The sequence below is a fragment of the Nocardia beijingensis NBRC 16342 genome (genome assembly GCF_001612785.1).
GTDB classification, from domain to species: Bacteria; Actinomycetota; Actinomycetes; order Mycobacteriales; family Mycobacteriaceae; genus Nocardia; species Nocardia beijingensis.
Genome location: NZ_BDBC01000025.1, coordinates 132,602 through 148,498 on the forward strand (window position 1 = coordinate 132,602; position 15,897 = coordinate 148,498).

Sequence of the window (15,897 nt, forward strand, 5' to 3'; positions counted from 1 at the left end):
ACCAGCCGATTGCATCTCACCTGCGACATACAGTGAGACATGCTTGTTTTCCCCGAAGTCGACTACGTGGGGATTTTGAGCCAGCGGAAAGGTCCGCCCGCGCTCGGCGAACCGGATGCCGACGAATGGCAGAACATACAGCACTGTATGTAAGTGTAAGATCGTGCGGTGGCCAGGAGCGTAGTCGTGAAGCAGCAGCGCCGGACGCAGGAGCAGCGCAGCACCGAGATGCGCGCCCGGTTGCTGGACGCGACGGTGGACTGTCTGGTCGAGTACGGATACTCGGGCACCACCACGCCGCGGGTCGCCGAACGCGCGGGGGTGACCCGCGGCGCCCAGGTCCATCACTTCGGTTCGAAAACCGACCTGGTGGTGGCCGCGATCAGCCATCTGGCACAGCTGCGCGCCGAGACCGCCATGCGGGAGATGTCGCGCGTCGAAGCGGGCGACGATCCGGTGGCGGCGGCGCTGGATTTCCTGTGGGACCTGCACCAGGGTCCGCTGTTCATCGCGACGGTCGAACTGTGGGTCGCCGGACGGACCGACCCGGTGCTCGCCGCGGCGATGGAGAAAGTCGAGCCGTTCGTCAACAACGCCGTCCTGCTCGCTGTGGCCCGTTTCGTGCCGGACGACGTGCGGCGCAAGGAAGCACGCGACTTCATCTACACGGCGATGGACGCGCTGCGCGGCATCTTGATCTCGAACTTCATCGATCCGGACGACGAGCGAGCCCGCCGCCGGTGGGGGCGCGCCTCGGCGCATCTGCGCGACATCGCCGACCGCGCCCTGGCCGCCCGCCCCGCCGGACCGTCCCCGTCCGCCCCGGCGAGCCCGGATTCCGACGGGCACGACGGCTGACGACCTTGTGCGACGCGATCACGCACTGTTGTCCCACATCGGGAACACGACGTAGTAATCCCCGTCGGGGACGATGTTCTCGCCTGTCACGATGCCGGTTTGCCCGTCGAGGTAGTAGATGTCCTCATCGATGTTGGCGACGTTGTAGTGGTGGCCGAAGGCGTCGGAGTATCGGTTCCCCGACATGATCGCGTTCTGCCCCGGCTCGCGCAGCTTCTCCGATATCGCCTCGTGGATTTCGCGGTGGCTGTCGCCGTGGAAGCGTTCCGTCGAGGGCTCGATGAACTTCTGGGCACCGCTCGGACCGGCGACCGCGGGACGGCCGGCCAAGATATCGCGCACCGCCCATGAACACTCCATGCAGTTGCCAGCCGTCCGCGATCTGGTGGGGTTGACCAGCGCGAGGAGTTGCCGCACCTCGGCGAGGGTCGGTGGACGGTCACCGATCCGCGACATGATCGCGGTCTGGGCCGCGTAAGCTCGCCGCATGGCATCGGCCTCCACCGCCGTCGGCTGATGCGCGTTGCGGATCAACCTGGTCACCCCCGCAGGGCGAATCTCGGCCAGCGGCACAGCGCTCGCGTCGCCGAATCGCTTTGCCGCCAGCGGCGATCCCGCCGGCTCCGGGGCGATACCGGCGAGTGCTGCCGCGCCTTCGCGATCGGCCCGATCGAACTCGCTTGCACTTGTGCGTAAGGTCTCGCCCTGCGCTCGGTAGTACTGATCCAGTGCCCCACCTGCGGTAGCACGACCCTCGACGGAATCCTTCGCAGGGCCCAGCCTGCCTTTCAGTCTTCGGCGTACCTCGTCGAGGGCCTCGGACAACGGGCCCTTCATCTCGGCTTCGTCTGCGAACCGGGGGGACTCATGTGTTCACGGTCCAACGAGCGGCTTAACGTCGCCTTACCGCTGTCTTGTCATGGCCTGCCCTCGGCTGGTCGGGCCGTACTTCGGTCGCTACCGCGCCGCCGGTTGTGTACGCCGTCCCGGGTGCGATTTCCGCGCGACCCAGACGGTTACGGTGAACAACGCGACGCCGGTCGCGGCCAGGATGGCGCCGACTACGGAGGGGGCCGTGTAACCGAGACCTGCGGCGATGACCAGGCCGCCGAGCCAGGCGCCCGCGGCGTTGGCGATGTTCAGAGCGGCGTGATTGAGGGCGGCGGCGAGGGTTTGGGCGTCGGCCGCGACGTCCATCAGGCGGGTTTGCAGTCCGGGCGCCAGCGCGGCCCCGGACGCGCCGACCAGTAGCGCGCCGAAGGCCGCGGTGTACGGGTTGTGCGCGGCGGCGACGAACCCGCCGAGGATCACGGTCATCGCGATCATCGACAGCCCGACGGCACGGTCCACGCCACGGTCGGCGAGCACGCCGCCGACGATGTTGCCGATCACCATGCCGACGCCGAACAGCATCAACACCAACGGAACCGCCCCGGTCCGCATACCGGCGACGTCGGTGAGGGTGGTCGCGATGTAGGTGTAGACGGCGAACATGCCGCCGAATCCGACAGCGCCGACCAGCAGCGTCAACAGCACCTGTGGACGGCGCAGCGCACCGAGTTCGGTCATCGGATTGGTCATCGTGATGCCGGTGAGTTCGGGAACGAAGCGCAGCAGCGCCGCCACGGTGGTGACGCCGATCAGCGCGACGACCACGAACGCGTCGCGCCAGCCGAGATGCTGGCCGAGCCAGGTAGCTGCGGGAACGCCGACAACATTGGCGGCGCTCAATCCCAGCATAACCGCGGCAACAGCCTTGGCCCGCTGTCCCGCCGGGGCGAGAGTCGCGGCCGCCAGCGAGGCGACGCCGAAGTAGGCGCCGTGCGGCAATCCCGAGACGAACCGCGCGATTACCAGCGTCCCGAACGAGGGCGCCAGGACGGTCGCCGCGTTGCCCACGGTGAACGCCACCATGAGCGCGACAAGCAACCGCTTGCGCGGCACCCGCGCGCACAGCGCCGCGATCAGGGGCGCGCCGATCACCACGCCGAGCGCGTAGGCCGACACCGCGTGCCCCGCGGTCGGCTCCGAGACGTGGACGGCCGAGGCGATATCCGGCAGCAAACCCATGGTGACGAATTCGGTCGTGCCGATCCCGAATCCGCCGAGGGCCAGCGCGAGCATGGCGGGCACGTGCCAATCGGTGCGTCCGGGCGGAGCGGTGGTGCTGGCGATCGCGGGGCTGGTCACGTGTTCATGTAACCGGCCCCGGCCCGGGTTCGCTTCCCCGGCGAACGTGAGTTCGCCCACCGAGAGCATGAATGACGCAGGTCCGTTCAACCGGCGCACCGCTCGGTCCTGCCGGAGTCGGGGTGAGCTGACCTGCGCCCACGGTCCGGCGAATCGGCCGTGAAAACAATCCGGGCACCCGTTCCACCGATGGTGGGGCGGGTGCCCGATGTTCAGGCCCGGCGCTGGGTGAGCACCCAGCGCCGGCGTCGGCCGAGCGCCGCGGCTCGGCCCGCGTGAGCTCAGCGCAGCGCGCGAGCCAGGTTGGCGTCCAGCGCGCCGAGGAACTCCTCGGTGCTCAGATAGCCCTGGTCACCGCCGACGAGCAGCGCGAGATCCTTGGTCATCTGGCCGCCCTCGACGGTCTTGATGACGACGTCCTCCAGGGTCTGCGCGAAGCCGATCACCTCGGGGGTGTTGTCCAGCTTGCCGCGGTGCTCCAGCCCGCGGGTCCAGGCGAAGATGGACGCGATCGGGTTGGTCGAGGTCGGCTTGCCCTGCTGGTGCTGGCGGTAGTGCCGGGTGACGGTGCCGTGCGCGGCCTCGGCCTCACAGGTGCGGCCGTCCGGGGTCAGCAGCACCGAGGTCATCAGGCCCAGCGAGCCGAAGCCCTGCGCCACGGTGTCGGACTGCACATCGCCGTCGTAGTTCTTGCACGCCCAGACGTAGCCGCCCTCCCACTTCATCGAGGAGGCGACCATGTCGTCGATCAGCCGGTGCTCGTAGGTCAGGCCCGCGGCGTCGAACTGGCTCTTGAACTCGGCGTCGAAGATGTCCTGGAACGTGTCCTTGAACATGCCGTCGTAGGCCTTGAGGATGGTGTTCTTCGTCGACATGTACACCGGGTAGTTCTGCTGCAGGCCGTAGTTGAACGACGCCCGCGCGAAGTCCTCGATGGACTTGCGGAAGTTGTACATGCCCATGACGACGCCGCCCTCTTCCGGCATCTTCACGACCTCGTGCACGATCGGCTCGCTGCCGTCGTCCGGGGTGAAGGTCACGGTGACGGTGCCGCCCTGGAACACCTTGAAGTCGGTGGCGCGGTACTGGTCGCCGAAGGCGTGACGGCCGATGATGATCGGCTTGGTCCAGCCGGGCACCAGGCGCGGAATGTTCGAGATGATGATCGGGGCGCGGAAGATGGTGCCACCCAGGATGTTGCGGATGGTGCCGTTGGGCGAGCGCCACATCTTCTTGAGGCCGAATTCCTTGACCCGCGCCTCGTCCGGGGTGATGGTGGCGCATTTCACGCCGACGCCGTGCTTCTTGATGGCTTCGGCGGCGTCGACGGTCACCTGATCGTCGGTCTTGTCGCGGTATTCGATGCCGAGGTCGTAGTACTCGAGGTTCACGTCGAGATAGGGGTGGATCAGCTTGTCCTTGATGAACTGCCAGATGATCCGGGTCATCTCGTCGCCGTCGAGTTCTACGACGGTGCCTTCAACCTTGATCTTGGACATGGATCTTCGTGTCCTCCTAGGATGGTGCCCTCATTGCACGGCCAGGCGAACACGCTTGTGAGCGGACCCCAGCTGTTCCAACAGACAACGTATATGTCCCGCGTTGTCGGCGGGACATGTGGTGCAAACAAGACAAGCGTACTGCTGCCGAAGTCCTCACCGCACGGGCAGCCCCCGGAGTGAGCTGGACCACCTTTGTTACCGATTGGTAGGCAATGCCTTCCAGCGCCTCGGCGGGCGCCCGCGCAACCGCCGTCGCCGCCATGATCCGCCTTCCGCGCGGGCTCGGCAACCTTCCAGCACACAATGCGGCCCGCGCGACGTGAGCACATCGCGCGGGCCGCGTTCCAGCGGATCAGACCGCGACCGGCAGCCGCGCCCCGTCCTCGGAACCCTCGATCAGGTTCTCCGGCCGGTCCCGGATCATCAGCGCGATGATCGGGACAGCCGCGAGGAAGAACCCGGCTCCGACGTAGAAGGCCACGTCATAGCTGTGGATCGCGGCCCGGGCGGCCAGGTTGTCGATGCCGGGGTTGTCCTGCGCGAAGGTCTTGGCGACCTGCACCGAGATGGTGGTCAACAGCGCCGTCCCGACCGCGCCGCCGACCTGCTGCGCCGCGTTCAGCAACGCGGAGGCGACGCCGGAGTCCGCTTCTTCCACCTGATGCAGCGCTACCGTCTGCATGCCGACGAACAGCGGACCCATGCCGAGCGCGATGAGCACCTGAGCGGGCAGCACCCCGGCGAGGAAGCTGTCGCCGTAGCTCAGCTGCGCCAGCAGTACCAGGCCGATGACCCCGAGCACGGCCCCCGCCAGCATCAGCGGACGCGGGCCGAGTTTCGGCAGCAGGGCGCTGGTGACACCCGCCGAGATCGCGATGCCCGCCGGGAAGGGCAGGAACGCGAAGCCCGCCTTCAGCGCGGAGTAACCCAGCGTGATCTGGAAGTAGAAGCTGAGGAACAGGAACATCGCGAACATCGCGATCGGGATGAGCAGCGCGGCCAGGAACGCGCCGCCCCGGTTGATCTCCCCCGGGATGTGCAGCGGCAGCAGCGGGTTCGACGAGCGCCGCTCGATCGCGACGAAGGCGACGAGCAGGGCCAGTCCGGCGACCAGCAGCGCGAGGGTGCTGCCTGCCAGCCAGCCGTCGTCGGCGGCGCGGCTGAAGCCGTACACGATGGCGATCAGGCCGAGCGTCACGGTGACGGCACCGGGCACGTCGTATCCCCCGCTGCGCGGCGCGGGCACGTCCTTCGCCACCCAGGCCAGCGCGCCGAGCAGGGCGATCAGTGCGATCGGCGTGTTGACCAGCAGGCACCAGCGCCAGGAGGCGTATTCGGTGAGCGCGCCACCCGCGATCAGGCCGAGGGCCGCGCCGCCCGCGGAGATGCCCGCGAACACGCCGAACGCGGTGGCCCGCTCGCCGGGCTCGGTGAAGGTCACCGACAGCAGCGAGAGCGCGGCCGGGGCCAGCAGTGCGGCGAACGCGCCTTGCAGCCCGCGGCCGGCGAACAGTTCCGTGCCGGTCTGGGCGAGACCGGCCAGCGCCGAGGCGCTCGCGAAGCCGATCAGGCCGACGATGAAGATCCGGCGCCGGCCGAGGTAGTCGGCCAGCCTGCCGCCGAGCAGCAGCAGGCCACCGAAGATCAGCGTGTAGGCGGTGAGCATCCATTGCCGGTTGCCGTCGCTGATGTCGAGATCACGCTGCGCGAACGGCAGCGAGATGGTCACGATGGTGGCGTCCAGCACCACCATGAGCTGGGCCAATGCGATCACTGCCAGCGCTAGCCACCGCGCTGAACCGCTCGCCTTCCACGGCGTGTGCGCCGCTGTCACCGTCTCCGTCACGGTCTTCTCCTCGTCCCTTGATGTCTCGAGCCATCCTGTCATCGAGCGACATTTGTCGTCAAGCGAAAAATGTCGCGATACGACATTTGACCGTTAAGGACAGGAAAACGGCAGGTTGCGTTAGCATGGGGGCATGCTCGAGTCATCGGCGCCGACGGGCGCGGGCGCAGCGGCCGACCGCGCCGCCGGCGGTCCGGCGGCCCAGGGCCTGCGCGAACGCAAGAAGGAACAAACCAGGCTGCGCATCATCGCCGCGGCCCTCGACCTGTGCGACACGCATGGCTTCGACGCGACCACGATCGAGCAGATCGCCAACGCGGCGGACGTCTCGCCGCGCACGATCAACCGCTATTTCGACAGCAAAGAGGACATCGTCCTCGGCCCGGTCCAGGATTTCGGGCGCACCGTCGCCGAGACGCTGCGCGAGTTGCCCCGCACCGGCAACGAACTCGGCGCGCTGCGCCAGGCCTTCCTGCACGTGGTCGATCGAGCCGCCGCGGCGGGTGAGGCCGATCCGCTGTCGTTTCGGCAATTCCAGAAAATGCAGCGGATCCTGCGCAGCAGCCCATCGGTCGCCGCGCGCAACACCGAACACGCCGACAACAAGAACACCGCGATCGCGGCGGTGGTCGCCGAGCGCCTCGGCACCGCACCGGACGCGCGCCCGGTGCGGCTCATCGTCGGCGCTTGGCAACTGATCGGCCACATCGGCATGGAGTGCTCGGACGACGTGTTCCTCGGCGACGACCCGGTGACCGCGGCCAGGGCGGGCCGGGCCGCGTTCACCGAGACCTATGACGAGTTCCTGCGCACCTGCTGCGGGGCCACGACCCCCGCGGACCAGTGAGTTCACCGGAGGATTTCGGGCGCTGACCGCCCGCCGGTTATGATGCCGGGCAGGTCATGAGTACCAGCGCCAAGCCCCGGCTCGCTGGTCGGCAACCCTCCAGCCGCGGTGGGGTGCTCCGGGTGATGACCTGGCTCCCGAGAGCCGGGGGCAAGCGCGTAACAGGAGGTCGCCGGCATGTGTTGTTGTTCGTCACCCACACACCGCTAACCCCTGCTGTACCGGCGAACACCTGCTTGGGAGCAAACCATGAGTGAATTCACCGCGTCCGGGGCCGAGCGAGGCCGGGCGCAGTCGGGCCCGCACAGCCACGGTGCCGAGTTCGGGATCGTGCGTTCGCTCCCGCCGCAGAACCTCCCGGCCGACCTGCCCGCCGATTTCGCGGCGGCGACATGACCGTGAACACCGAATCGAGCTCGCTGACCTCCGGCATCGCCCTGCCGCCGCCGGACGGACAGCTCGGCACCATCGCCATCGGGGACGTGCGACTGGAGAACGGCGCGGTCATCCCGGACGTCCACCTCGCGGTGCAGCGCTGGGGCGAACTCTCCCCCGGGCTGGACAACGTCGTGCTGGTCGAGCACGCCCTCACCGGCGACTCGCATGTCGTCGGCAGGGCCGACGACATGCACCCGCAGCCCGGCTGGTGGGACGGCATGGTCGGGCCGGGCGCGCCGCTGGACACCGACGAATGGTGTGTGATCGCGACGAACGTGCTCGGCGGATGCAAGGGCAGCACCGGGCCGTCCAGCACCGCGCCGGACGGAAAGCCTTGGGGCTCACGGTTTCCCGAGATCTCCATCCGCGATCAGGTGACCGCGGAGGCCGCGCTGTTCGACCTGCTCGGCGTCGAACGGCTCGCCGCCGTGGTCGGCGGGTCCATGGGCGGCATGCGCGTGCTCGAGTGGATGGTCGGCGCACCGGAGCGGGTCGCCGCGGCGCTGGTGCTCGCGGTGGGGGCGCGCGCCACCGCCGATCAGATCGGCACCCAGACCACCCAGATCGCGGCGATCGAGGCCGATCCGGACTGGCAGGGCGGTGACTACCACGGCACCGGACGCGCTCCGACGACGGGAATGGCCCTGGCCCGGCGGATCGCGCACCTGACCTACCGCACCGAGTTCGAGCTGGATCACCGGTTCGAGAACAAGCCGCAGGACGGCGAAGACCCGTGGCACGGTGGCCGCTACGCGGTGCAGAGCTACTTGGACCATCAGGCCGAGAAGCTTTGCAAGCGTTTCGATCCCGCCACCTACGTCCTGCTGACCGAGGCGATGAACCGCCACGACGTCGGCCGGGGCCGGGGCGGCATCGAGGCGGCGCTCGCGGCGACGCCGGTGCCGTGCGTGGTCGGCGGCGTCGACTCCGACCGGCTGTATCCGCTGCGGACCCAGCAGGAACTCGCCGATCTGCTGCCCGGTTGCGACGGGTTGGAGATCGTGCACTCGCGCGACGGGCACGACGGATTCCTCACCGAAGCAGCGGCGGTGTCGAAACTGCTGACCGAGACCATGCGGCTGGCCCGCGCCGGTATGCGACCCGGACGCTGAAAGCCCGCGCTACTCGCGCCTGGGCAGCGCCCCCGCGCTGTGATGCCGTCCGCCCTCAGCGCGCCGCGGCTCGTCGCGCCGCCTCGATGCGGTTGATGTTGGTCTCGATCCACTCCCGCAACGCCGCTATCGGCGTGCGCAGGCTGTGCCCCAGCTCCGTGAGCGTGTAGTCGACCCGCGGCGGGATCGCGGGATGCACTGTGCGCGTGACGAATCCGTCCGCCTCGAGTTGCCGCAACGTCTGCGCCGCTCGTCGGCCCTCAGCCGACGCCGAGGGTGTTGATCGTGGCCGCGAGGAACAGGATGCTCGAGCCGAGCAGCGTCAGCGCGCCGACGTCGAACGGCTTGCCGCGCACCGCGAGCAGCCCTACCCGCGCGGTCGGCAGACACAGCCGGAACGCCGCGGCCAGTAGCGTCGCACCCCCGAAGAAGAACGCCCCGCGCCGCCACCGATCGGACGCCACGAACACCACCGCCACCGCGATGACCAGCGTCACGACCACCATAGGCAGATGGGAGCGCAAGAACTCCGCCCACAAACCGCGGGCCCCCGCCCGGTGCTCCGAAATAGGGGTGTCGGCATCGGTCACCCCCCGATTCTCGCAGACCGCCCGACCTCCGACCGGTCTGGGCACCTCCGCCGGGATGCAACGGCGCGTTCGTCGGAGCGCCCCACCGGCTCAGTCCTCACTACAATCGACGGCATGACCGCAGCGCACGACTACGAAGACCTGCATCGCCTGGTCGATCGGCTCACGCCTGATCAAGCACATGCGCTGCGAGCTGTCGCGTTGCAGTTGGTCGTCACCGATGTTCCACAGCAAACCCCTCCCGCCGAGATCGGCGGCGAACGGCGTCGGCATCTGTCCTTCGCCGGCCTGATGCACGCCGAACCCGATCTCGCCGCGAGGTCTGAGGAGATCCTGCACGAAGAGCTGGGCGAATAAACCCGGTGATCGTCTGCGACACAGGGCCGCTCGTGGCCGTCCTGAACAAGAACGACGCTGATCATCAGCGCTGCCTGCATCTTTTGGAGACCCACCCCGGTCCGCTGCTCGTCCCGAGCCCCGTGCTGACGGAAGTCTGCTATTTCGTGGAGACCCGCGTCGGGCCTGCGGCTGAAGCTACGTTCCTGGAATCGATCGCCAACGAGGAGATCCGCATTGTAGATCTCACCTCAGCGGATCTGTTGCGTATGGCCGAGCTGATTCGTAAATACGCCGACTTCCCGTTGGGAGCCGTCGATGCCGCCGTGCTTGCCGTCGCCGAACGATTGGATGCGCACCAGATCGCGACCTTGGATCGCAGACACTTCAGCGCGGTCCGCACGCGTCATCGCGCGCATCTGCGGCTCCTGCCCGACTGACCGCTTCGTTTCGACCGGCGGCGGAAGTCAGCCGGTTCTCCGAGGGCCCACGAGCCAGGGATCGCCGTTCGCGGTCGCTTTCGATCACCTGGTTGACTGACACCCGTGTTCCATCTGATGTTCCACGAGCCGTGCATTCCGCCGAATACCGGCAACGCGATCCGGTTGGTCGCGGGGACCGGGTGTCATCTGCATTTGATCGAGCCGTTGGGGTTCGATCTGTCGGAGCCGAAGTTGCGCAGGGCGGGGTTGGATTACCACGATCTGGCGTCGGTGACGGTGCATCCGGATCTCGCGACGGCGTGGGAGGCGCTGCGCCCGGAGCGGGTCTTCGCGTTCACCACGCAGGGCACCACGCGGTTCACCGACGTGGCCTACCGGGAGAACGACGTGCTGCTGTTCGGCACCGAGCCCACCGGACTGCCCGCGGAGGTGCTGGCCGACCCGCGCATCACCGACCGGCTGCGCATCCCGATGCTGCCCGGCCGCCGCTCCATGAACCTCTCCAACGCCGCCGCGGTGACCGTCTACGAAGCATGGCGCCAGCTCGGCTTCCCCGGCGGCGTTTGACCGGCCTCAGGGCAGGTCGATCTCGAATCGTTTGAAGCGGGAAGTCGCGCCCGCCGTCAACCGGACGGCGGACTTGGCAACTCCGTAGTGGCCGGCCAGCAGCTCGATGGCCGCCTTGTTCGCTTTGCCCTCGACAGCGGGAGCCCGCACATACAGTTGCAGGCTGCCGTCGTCGAGGGTCTCCACCAGCGGACCCTTACGGCTGTTCGGCTTGATCGTCGCTCTGACCACCGTCGGCACGCTTGCCTCCTGCGCTGGTTTCCGCGCCGTCCGAGGCGCCGCTCACCGGCTCCGCGGGAGCCGGTGCCGATTCTTCCGCACCCGGCGCGGGCCCGCGCCGCCGCACCAGGCGCACGACGCCCCACAGCACGGCCAGCACCACCGCCAGGAAACCGAGCCACGGAATCGCCTTGCCGCTGAACACGATCGCGTCCTGCAACCAGTCCACCAGGGAATTCCAGCCGGAGACGATGCCGTCCCAGAAACTGTCGGGGTCGTCGCCGGACTTCTTGGGATCGGTGCTGACGTCGATGGTCAGCGTGGACAGGACGACCTGGTCGTCGAGCTTGCGTTTCTGCGCGGTGAGGCTGTCCAGTTCGCCTTGGCGGCTCGACAGCGCCTGCTCGGCGGCGATCAGGTCGGAGGTGGTGGTGGCGCCCGCGATGAGTCCGCGCAGCCGCTCGACCGAGGCTTGCAGCGCCTTGATCCGCGCGTCCAGGTCCTCCCAGTGCATGGTGACGTCGTCGCGGTTGGTGCTGACCCGGGTGATCCGTCCGACGCCACCGAGGCCCGCGATGAACGCGTCGGTCTTGTCCGCGGGCAGCCGGACGACGAGCGTGGCGCTCGGCTCGGTGTCGTCGGTGCCGGGCTGCTCGGTGCGGCTGTCGACTCGGCCGCCCGCGGCGCGCACCTGGTCGATGATGGTTCCCGCCGCGGCGACCGGCGCGTCCGCGGTGATCTCGACGCTGCCGGTGACCACCTCCTTGCGGGTGGTCGCCGGTTCGGCGCCGGAATCGTTCTCCCGCTTCGGCGGCGCCTGCTCGTGCAGCCCCGGCGGCACCAGCGCGGGGGCGGCCGGCCCCGGCCCGGTGAGCACCGATGATGTCCGATCCAGGGCGGGCGTCGCGTCGTCGTCACCGCAGCCGGTGAGCAAGATCAACCCCAGCACGCCGACGCACAGCACAGCAAGCTGCTTCCTCATGCCTGGCACAGTAGCCGTTCCCCCTGCGGGAAAAGCCCCGCATAACGGTTCTCTAGAACGCTTCTAACACTTCCTTAAAGCAACGGGCTCAACGGAAGTCGCGCGATTTGGACGCCATCCGCAGATCCATGCGCTGTAGGTGTTCGGCCACCACGCTGACCACGCCCTCGGCATTCTGCACCCGGCCGCGGATGAGCAGAGCGGCGGCGCCTTGGGCGAGACGCCGGTAACGCCGCCACAGCCCCAGCGAACAGACGATGTTCACCATGCCGGTCTCGTCTTCCAGATTGAGGAAGGTGACGCCCTCCGCCGTCGCGGGACGCTGCCGGTGCGTCACCGCGCCGCCCACCAGGACCCGCGAGCCGTCGGGCACGGTGAGCAGGCCGGAGGCGGGGATGACGCCGAGGGCGTCCAGGTGCGGGCGCAGGAACTGCGTCGGATAGCTGCCCGGCGAGACGCCGGTGGCCCAGACGTCGGCGGCGGCCGTCTCCAGATCGCTCATCCCGGGCAGCATGGGCGCGGTGGTGGCCGCGCCGGTGCCGGGCAACCGGTCGGGGCGCTCGCCCGCGGCGGCGCCCGCTGCCCAGAGCGCTTCGCGGCGGGTGCTGCCGAGACTGCCGAGCGCGCCCGCCGTGGCGAGCGATTCGGCTTGCGCGACAGTGAGTTCCACTCTGCCGGTGAGGTCGAGGAAGGACGTGTAGGGCCGATCGCCCCGCGCGGCCACGATGCGTTCGGCGAGGTCGTCGCCGATCTGGCGGATCGCGGCGAGACCGAGGCGCACCTCGGTGCCCTTCGCCTCGAGGGTGGCATCGGCGCGGCTGGCGTTGACATCGGGACCGTGCACCGCGACCCCGTGTCTGCGCGCGTCGGCGACCAGCGATTGCGGCGAGTAGAAACCCATCGGCTGGGCGCGCAGCAGGCCGGCGCAGAAGGCCGCGGGATGATGCAGTTTGAACCAGGCCGAGTAGTACACGATCGAGGCGAAGCTCTGCGAATGACTCTCGGGGAAGCCGAAATTCGCGAAGGCGTAGAGCTTCTCGTAGATGCGGTCGGCGACCTCGCCCGTGATGCCGTGCCGCTCGCGCATCCCCTGGTAGAGCCGCGCTTTGAGGCGCTCCATGCGCTCCGGCGACCGTTTGGAGCCCATGGCGCGGCGCAGCTGATCGGCTTCCACGGCGGTGAATCCGGCGACGTCGACGGCCATCTGCATGAGCTGTTCCTGGAACAGCGGCACGCCGAGTGTGCGTTCCAGCGAATTCTTCAGCGCCGGATGGTCGTAGACGACGTCCTCGGCTCCGTTGCGCCTGCGGATGTAGGGATGCACCGACCCGCCCTGGATCGGGCCGGGACGGATCAGCGCCACCTCGACCACCAGGTCGTAGAAGCTGCGCGGGCGCAGCCGGGGCAGGGTGGCCATCTGCGCGCGCGACTCCACCTGGAAGACGCCGACCGAGTCCGCGCGCGAGAGCATCTCGTAGACCTCGGGTTCGGCCAGATCGAGCGCGTGCAGCTCGACGGTCTCGCCTTTGTGCTCGCGCACCAGGTCGATCATGTAGTGCAGGGCGGAGAGCATGCCGAGGCCGAGCATGTCGAACTTCACCAGGTCGATGGCCGCGCAATCGTCCTTGTCCCATTGCAAGACGCTGCGGCCCGGCATGCGCGCCCATTCCACGGGGCAGACGTCGGCGATCGGCCGGTCGCAGATCACCATGCCGCCGGAGTGGATGCCCAGATGCCGTGGCAGGCCCTCGATGTCGGCGGCCAGTTCCAGCACCTCGGCGGGGATGTCGGTGTTCGTCTCGGCGCCGACACCGGTCCAGCGGCTCACCTGCTTGCTCCACGCGTCCTGCTGGCCGGGTGAGAACCCCAGTGCCCGTGCGGCATCGCGCACCGCGGACTTGCCGCGATAGGTGATCACATTCGCCACCTGTGCGGCGTACTCGCGGCCGTACTTGCGGTAGACGTGCTGGATCGCCTCTTCCCTGCGGTCGGACTCGATGTCGATATCGATGTCCGGCGGACCGTCGCGTTCCGGGGAGAGGAAACGCTCGAACAGCAACCGGTTGCGCACCGGATCGACATTGGTGATGCCGATCGCGTAGCAGACCGCGGAGTTGGCCGCGGAACCGCGGCCCTGGCAGAGGATGTCGTTGGCCTTGCAGAAGCTGACGATGTCGTGCACCACCAGGAAGTAGCCGGGGAATTCCAGGTCGTTGATCACCGCGAGCTCGTGCTCGAGCTGCCGGTACGCCGCCGGGTTCTCCTCGGGGGTCCCGTAGCGTGCCGCGGCGCCCGCCATGGCGAGTTCGCGCAGCCAGGACTGCTCGTCGTGGCCGGCAGGCACGTCGAAGGGCGGTAGGTTCGGGGCGATCAATTGCAGGTCGAAGGCGCATTCGCGGGCCAGGGCCGCCGCGTTCGCCACCGCCTGCGGACAGTCGGCGAACAATCGCGCCATCTCCGCCCCCGACCGCAGGTGCGCACCACCCACAGGGGCCAGCCAGCCCGCCATCTCGTCCAGGCTCTGCCTGGCCCGGATCGCCGCGAGCGCCATGGCCCTGCGGCGCCGGCTCGGTGCGGCGAAATGCGCTCCGGTGGTGGCGAGCACGGGCAGGCCGACGCGATCGGCCAAGGCGATGAGACGCGCGTTGCGCTCGTCGTCCTCCGGGATGCCGTGCTGGGTGAGTTCCACGCTCACCCGGTCGGCGCCGAAGCGGTCGGTGAGCTCGCGCAGGGCCGCTTCCGCGCGTTCGAGCCGGGTGCTGCCCGCGCGCAAGTCGAGGTCGAGTGCCTGGCGCAGATGCCCCTTCCGGCATCCGGTGAGGATGTGCCAGTGCCCGTCGGCCGCCGCGGTGAGCGTGTCCAAGTCGTAGCGCAGGATGCCTTTCTCGCCCGCGGCCATGTGCGCGGCGGCGATCTCACGGGAAAGCCTGCGGTAGCCCTCCTGTCCGCGGGCCAGCACCAGCAGGTGCGGCCCGGCCGGGTTCGGCGCGCCGGTGCGCGGCGCCGAGTCGGGAGCGGCGGCGTGCCCGCGCGCGGGCGCCTGCGGTTCGAGTGCCGTGCCGAGCGACAGTTCGGCCCCGAAGACGGTGGGCATGTCCCATTCCTTGGCGGCCTCGGCGAAGCGGACGGTGCCGTAGAAGCCGTCGTGGTCGGTGAGCGCGATCGCGGTCAGGCCGAGCCGCACCGCCTCCTCCACCAGTTCCTCCGGCTGACTCGCACCGTCCAGGAAGCTGTAGGCCGAATGCGCGTGCAACTCCGCGTACGGAACCCGCGGTTCATCGGTGCGGCGCACCGGCTCGGGACGGTACTCACCGCGCTTGCGCGACCATGCCGGGCTGTCGCCGCCGTCACCCGGATACGCCGCGTCCGGGCTCGCCCGTCCGGACAGCACCCGCTCCATCTCCGCCCAGCTCGGCGGTCCGTTGCCCCAGCCCACGACTCACCTCCTCGACTCGAACATACATTCGAACTCAGAAGATGTACAGGCAGGTCAGGACGCACGCAGACGCTCGACGGAACCGGCGGCCAAGGCGTCCTCGACACCGCGCAGGCGCGCCCGGATGAGCGCGCCGTAGGCATCGGAGGCGAGGACGTCGAGATGGCCGCGCGCGATGGCCAACTGCATCCTGGCCACTTCGAACTCCCCGACCCGGCGATGACTGTCGGCCAGATTCAGATACAGCGACGGCAAGAAGCCGCGCAGACCTTCGTCCAGCGGCACGCCGGGCCCGAAGACCGCCGCCAAGGCGCGCTGATCCCAGCGCAGCGCCTCGGCGGGCTCCTCCTGGAGATCGGCGAGATGGTGCGCGACCACGCAGCGCTGCAACGCTCCGCCGTGTTCGCCGAGTTCGTCCCAGAGCTTTTCCAACGCCCGTCGCCCCGCCGCGGGGTCGACGCCACCGAGCCGCACCGCGGCAAACACCTCCGCCATCCGATCGTCCGACATGCGCTGAAGTATCGCACATAT

At 68.8% G+C, this 15,897-nt stretch carries 17 protein-coding genes and 1 riboswitch; of the genes, 7 read left to right on the forward strand and 10 right to left on the reverse strand.

Features of this window, described 5'->3' with window-relative positions; genetic code table 11:
- Positions 1-228: 228 nt before the first annotated feature.
- Entirely contained in the window at positions 229-858 is a 630-nt protein-coding gene (locus NB3_RS16535; protein WP_084486299.1) for a TetR/AcrR family transcriptional regulator, read from the forward strand.
- Positions 859-876: 18 nt separating this feature from the next.
- Here NB3_RS16535 and NB3_RS16540 read toward each other — a convergent pair whose 3' ends face one another.
- From NB3_RS16540 to NB3_RS16555, 4 genes are all read right to left on the reverse strand, one after another.
- Complete coding sequence (locus NB3_RS16540) at positions 877-1,695, reverse strand: toxin glutamine deamidase domain-containing protein (RefSeq protein ID WP_067803549.1); 819 nt, start codon at positions 1,693-1,695, stop codon at positions 877-879.
- 120 nt (positions 1,696-1,815) lie between these two features.
- The gene (locus NB3_RS16545) at positions 1,816-3,048 is read right to left on the reverse strand and encodes an MFS transporter (protein WP_067803690.1); all 1,233 of its coding nucleotides are present in this window, start codon (positions 3,046-3,048) and stop codon (positions 1,816-1,818) included.
- 281 nt (positions 3,049-3,329) lie between these two features.
- Positions 3,330-4,547, reverse strand: coding sequence for an NADP-dependent isocitrate dehydrogenase (locus NB3_RS16550; RefSeq protein ID WP_067803553.1), 1,218 nt, complete (start codon positions 4,545-4,547; stop codon positions 3,330-3,332).
- A gap of 355 nt (positions 4,548-4,902) precedes the next feature.
- Complete coding sequence (locus tag NB3_RS16555; protein ID WP_067803556.1) at positions 4,903-6,438, reverse strand: MFS transporter; 1,536 nt, start codon at positions 6,436-6,438, stop codon at positions 4,903-4,905.
- Positions 6,439-6,529: 91 nt separating this feature from the next.
- Here NB3_RS16555 and NB3_RS16560 point away from each other — a divergent pair, with 91 nt between their 5' ends.
- The 3 genes from NB3_RS16560 (at position 6,530) to metX (ending at position 8,793) form a co-directional block, all read left to right on the forward strand.
- Positions 6,530-7,243 carry a TetR family transcriptional regulator gene (locus NB3_RS16560; RefSeq protein ID WP_067803559.1) on the forward strand — a complete coding sequence of 238 codons (714 nt, stop codon included), beginning with the start codon at positions 6,530-6,532 and terminating at the stop codon, positions 7,241-7,243.
- Positions 7,244-7,295: 52 nt separating this feature from the next.
- Positions 7,296-7,406, forward strand: a riboswitch (SAM riboswitch).
- An 86-nt stretch (positions 7,407-7,492) separates the two neighbouring features.
- A complete protein-coding gene (locus NB3_RS35050) occupies positions 7,493-7,639 on the forward strand; it encodes a hypothetical protein (protein ID WP_157111823.1) in 147 nt (48 codons plus the stop codon).
- Positions 7,636-8,793, forward strand: coding sequence for a homoserine O-acetyltransferase MetX (metX, locus tag NB3_RS16565; RefSeq protein ID WP_067803561.1), 1,158 nt, complete (start codon positions 7,636-7,638; stop codon positions 8,791-8,793). The genes NB3_RS35050 and metX overlap by 4 nt, the downstream gene beginning before the upstream one ends.
- Before the next feature lie 55 nt (positions 8,794-8,848).
- On the opposite strand, the gene NB3_RS16570 is transcribed toward metX, so the two are convergent.
- Positions 8,849-9,031 (reverse strand): winged helix-turn-helix transcriptional regulator, encoded by a 183-nt coding sequence (locus NB3_RS16570; RefSeq protein ID WP_084486296.1) that lies wholly within the window; start codon positions 9,029-9,031, stop codon positions 8,849-8,851.
- A gap of 22 nt (positions 9,032-9,053) precedes the next feature.
- A complete protein-coding gene (locus NB3_RS16575) occupies positions 9,054-9,299 on the reverse strand; it encodes a DUF3017 domain-containing protein (protein ID WP_067803692.1) in 246 nt (81 codons plus the stop codon).
- A 198-nt stretch (positions 9,300-9,497) separates the two neighbouring features.
- On the opposite strand from NB3_RS16575, the gene NB3_RS16580 reads away from it, so the two are divergent.
- From NB3_RS16580 to NB3_RS16590, 3 genes are all read left to right on the forward strand, one after another.
- Positions 9,498-9,740: a hypothetical protein gene (locus tag NB3_RS16580; RefSeq protein WP_067803564.1), complete on the forward strand. Its 243-nt coding sequence runs from the start codon at positions 9,498-9,500 to the stop codon at positions 9,738-9,740.
- Between the two features lie 5 nt (positions 9,741-9,745).
- Entirely contained in the window at positions 9,746-10,159 is a 414-nt protein-coding gene (locus NB3_RS16585; protein ID WP_067803567.1) for a type II toxin-antitoxin system VapC family toxin, read from the forward strand.
- Positions 10,160-10,264: 105 nt separating this feature from the next.
- On the forward strand, positions 10,265-10,729 hold the full coding sequence (locus NB3_RS16590; protein ID WP_067803570.1) for a tRNA (cytidine(34)-2'-O)-methyltransferase: 465 nt from the start codon (positions 10,265-10,267) through the stop codon (positions 10,727-10,729).
- Between the two features lie 6 nt (positions 10,730-10,735).
- Here the strand turns inward: NB3_RS16590 and NB3_RS16595 are convergent, their stop codons facing one another.
- From NB3_RS16595 to NB3_RS16610, 4 genes are all read right to left on the reverse strand, one after another.
- Positions 10,736-10,969, reverse strand: coding sequence for a DUF167 domain-containing protein (locus NB3_RS16595; RefSeq protein WP_067803573.1), 234 nt, complete (start codon positions 10,967-10,969; stop codon positions 10,736-10,738).
- A complete protein-coding gene (locus NB3_RS16600; protein WP_067803576.1) occupies positions 10,926-11,930 on the reverse strand; it encodes a DUF4349 domain-containing protein in 1,005 nt (334 codons plus the stop codon). Before NB3_RS16600 ends, NB3_RS16595 begins: the two co-directional genes overlap by 44 nt.
- Positions 11,931-12,018: 88 nt before the next feature.
- The gene (locus tag NB3_RS16605) at positions 12,019-15,366 is read right to left on the reverse strand and encodes an error-prone DNA polymerase (RefSeq protein ID WP_067803579.1); all 3,348 of its coding nucleotides are present in this window, start codon (positions 15,364-15,366) and stop codon (positions 12,019-12,021) included.
- A gap of 54 nt (positions 15,367-15,420) precedes the next feature.
- Entirely contained in the window at positions 15,421-15,876 is a 456-nt protein-coding gene (locus NB3_RS16610) for a hypothetical protein (RefSeq protein ID WP_067803582.1), read from the reverse strand.
- Positions 15,877-15,897 lie beyond the last annotated feature (21 nt).

Excerpts from the sequence above, each read along its gene's own strand:
- NB3_RS16535 (WP_084486299.1), top strand. The coding sequence starts at position 229 with ATGCGCGCCCGGTTGCTGGACGCGACGGTGGACTGTCTGGTCGAGTAC.
- NB3_RS16540 (WP_067803549.1), bottom strand. The coding sequence starts at position 1,695 with ATGAAGGGCCCGTTGTCCGAGGCCCTCGACGAGGTACGCCGAAGACTG.
- NB3_RS16550 (WP_067803553.1), bottom strand. The coding sequence starts at position 4,547 with ATGTCCAAGATCAAGGTTGAAGGCACCGTCGTAGAACTCGACGGCGAC.
- NB3_RS16555 (WP_067803556.1), bottom strand. The coding sequence starts at position 6,438 with ATGACAGGATGGCTCGAGACATCAAGGGACGAGGAGAAGACCGTGACG.
- NB3_RS16560 (WP_067803559.1), top strand. The coding sequence starts at position 6,530 with ATGCTCGAGTCATCGGCGCCGACGGGCGCGGGCGCAGCGGCCGACCGC.
- NB3_RS35050 (WP_157111823.1), top strand. The coding sequence starts at position 7,493 with ATGAGTGAATTCACCGCGTCCGGGGCCGAGCGAGGCCGGGCGCAGTCG.
- metX (WP_067803561.1), top strand. The coding sequence starts at position 7,636 with ATGACCGTGAACACCGAATCGAGCTCGCTGACCTCCGGCATCGCCCTG.
- NB3_RS16575 (WP_067803692.1), bottom strand. The coding sequence starts at position 9,299 with ATGGTGGTCGTGACGCTGGTCATCGCGGTGGCGGTGGTGTTCGTGGCG.
- NB3_RS16580 (WP_067803564.1), top strand. The coding sequence starts at position 9,498 with ATGACCGCAGCGCACGACTACGAAGACCTGCATCGCCTGGTCGATCGG.
- NB3_RS16600 (WP_067803576.1), bottom strand. The coding sequence starts at position 11,930 with ATGAGGAAGCAGCTTGCTGTGCTGTGCGTCGGCGTGCTGGGGTTGATC.
- NB3_RS16610 (WP_067803582.1), bottom strand. The coding sequence starts at position 15,876 with ATGTCGGACGATCGGATGGCGGAGGTGTTTGCCGCGGTGCGGCTCGGT.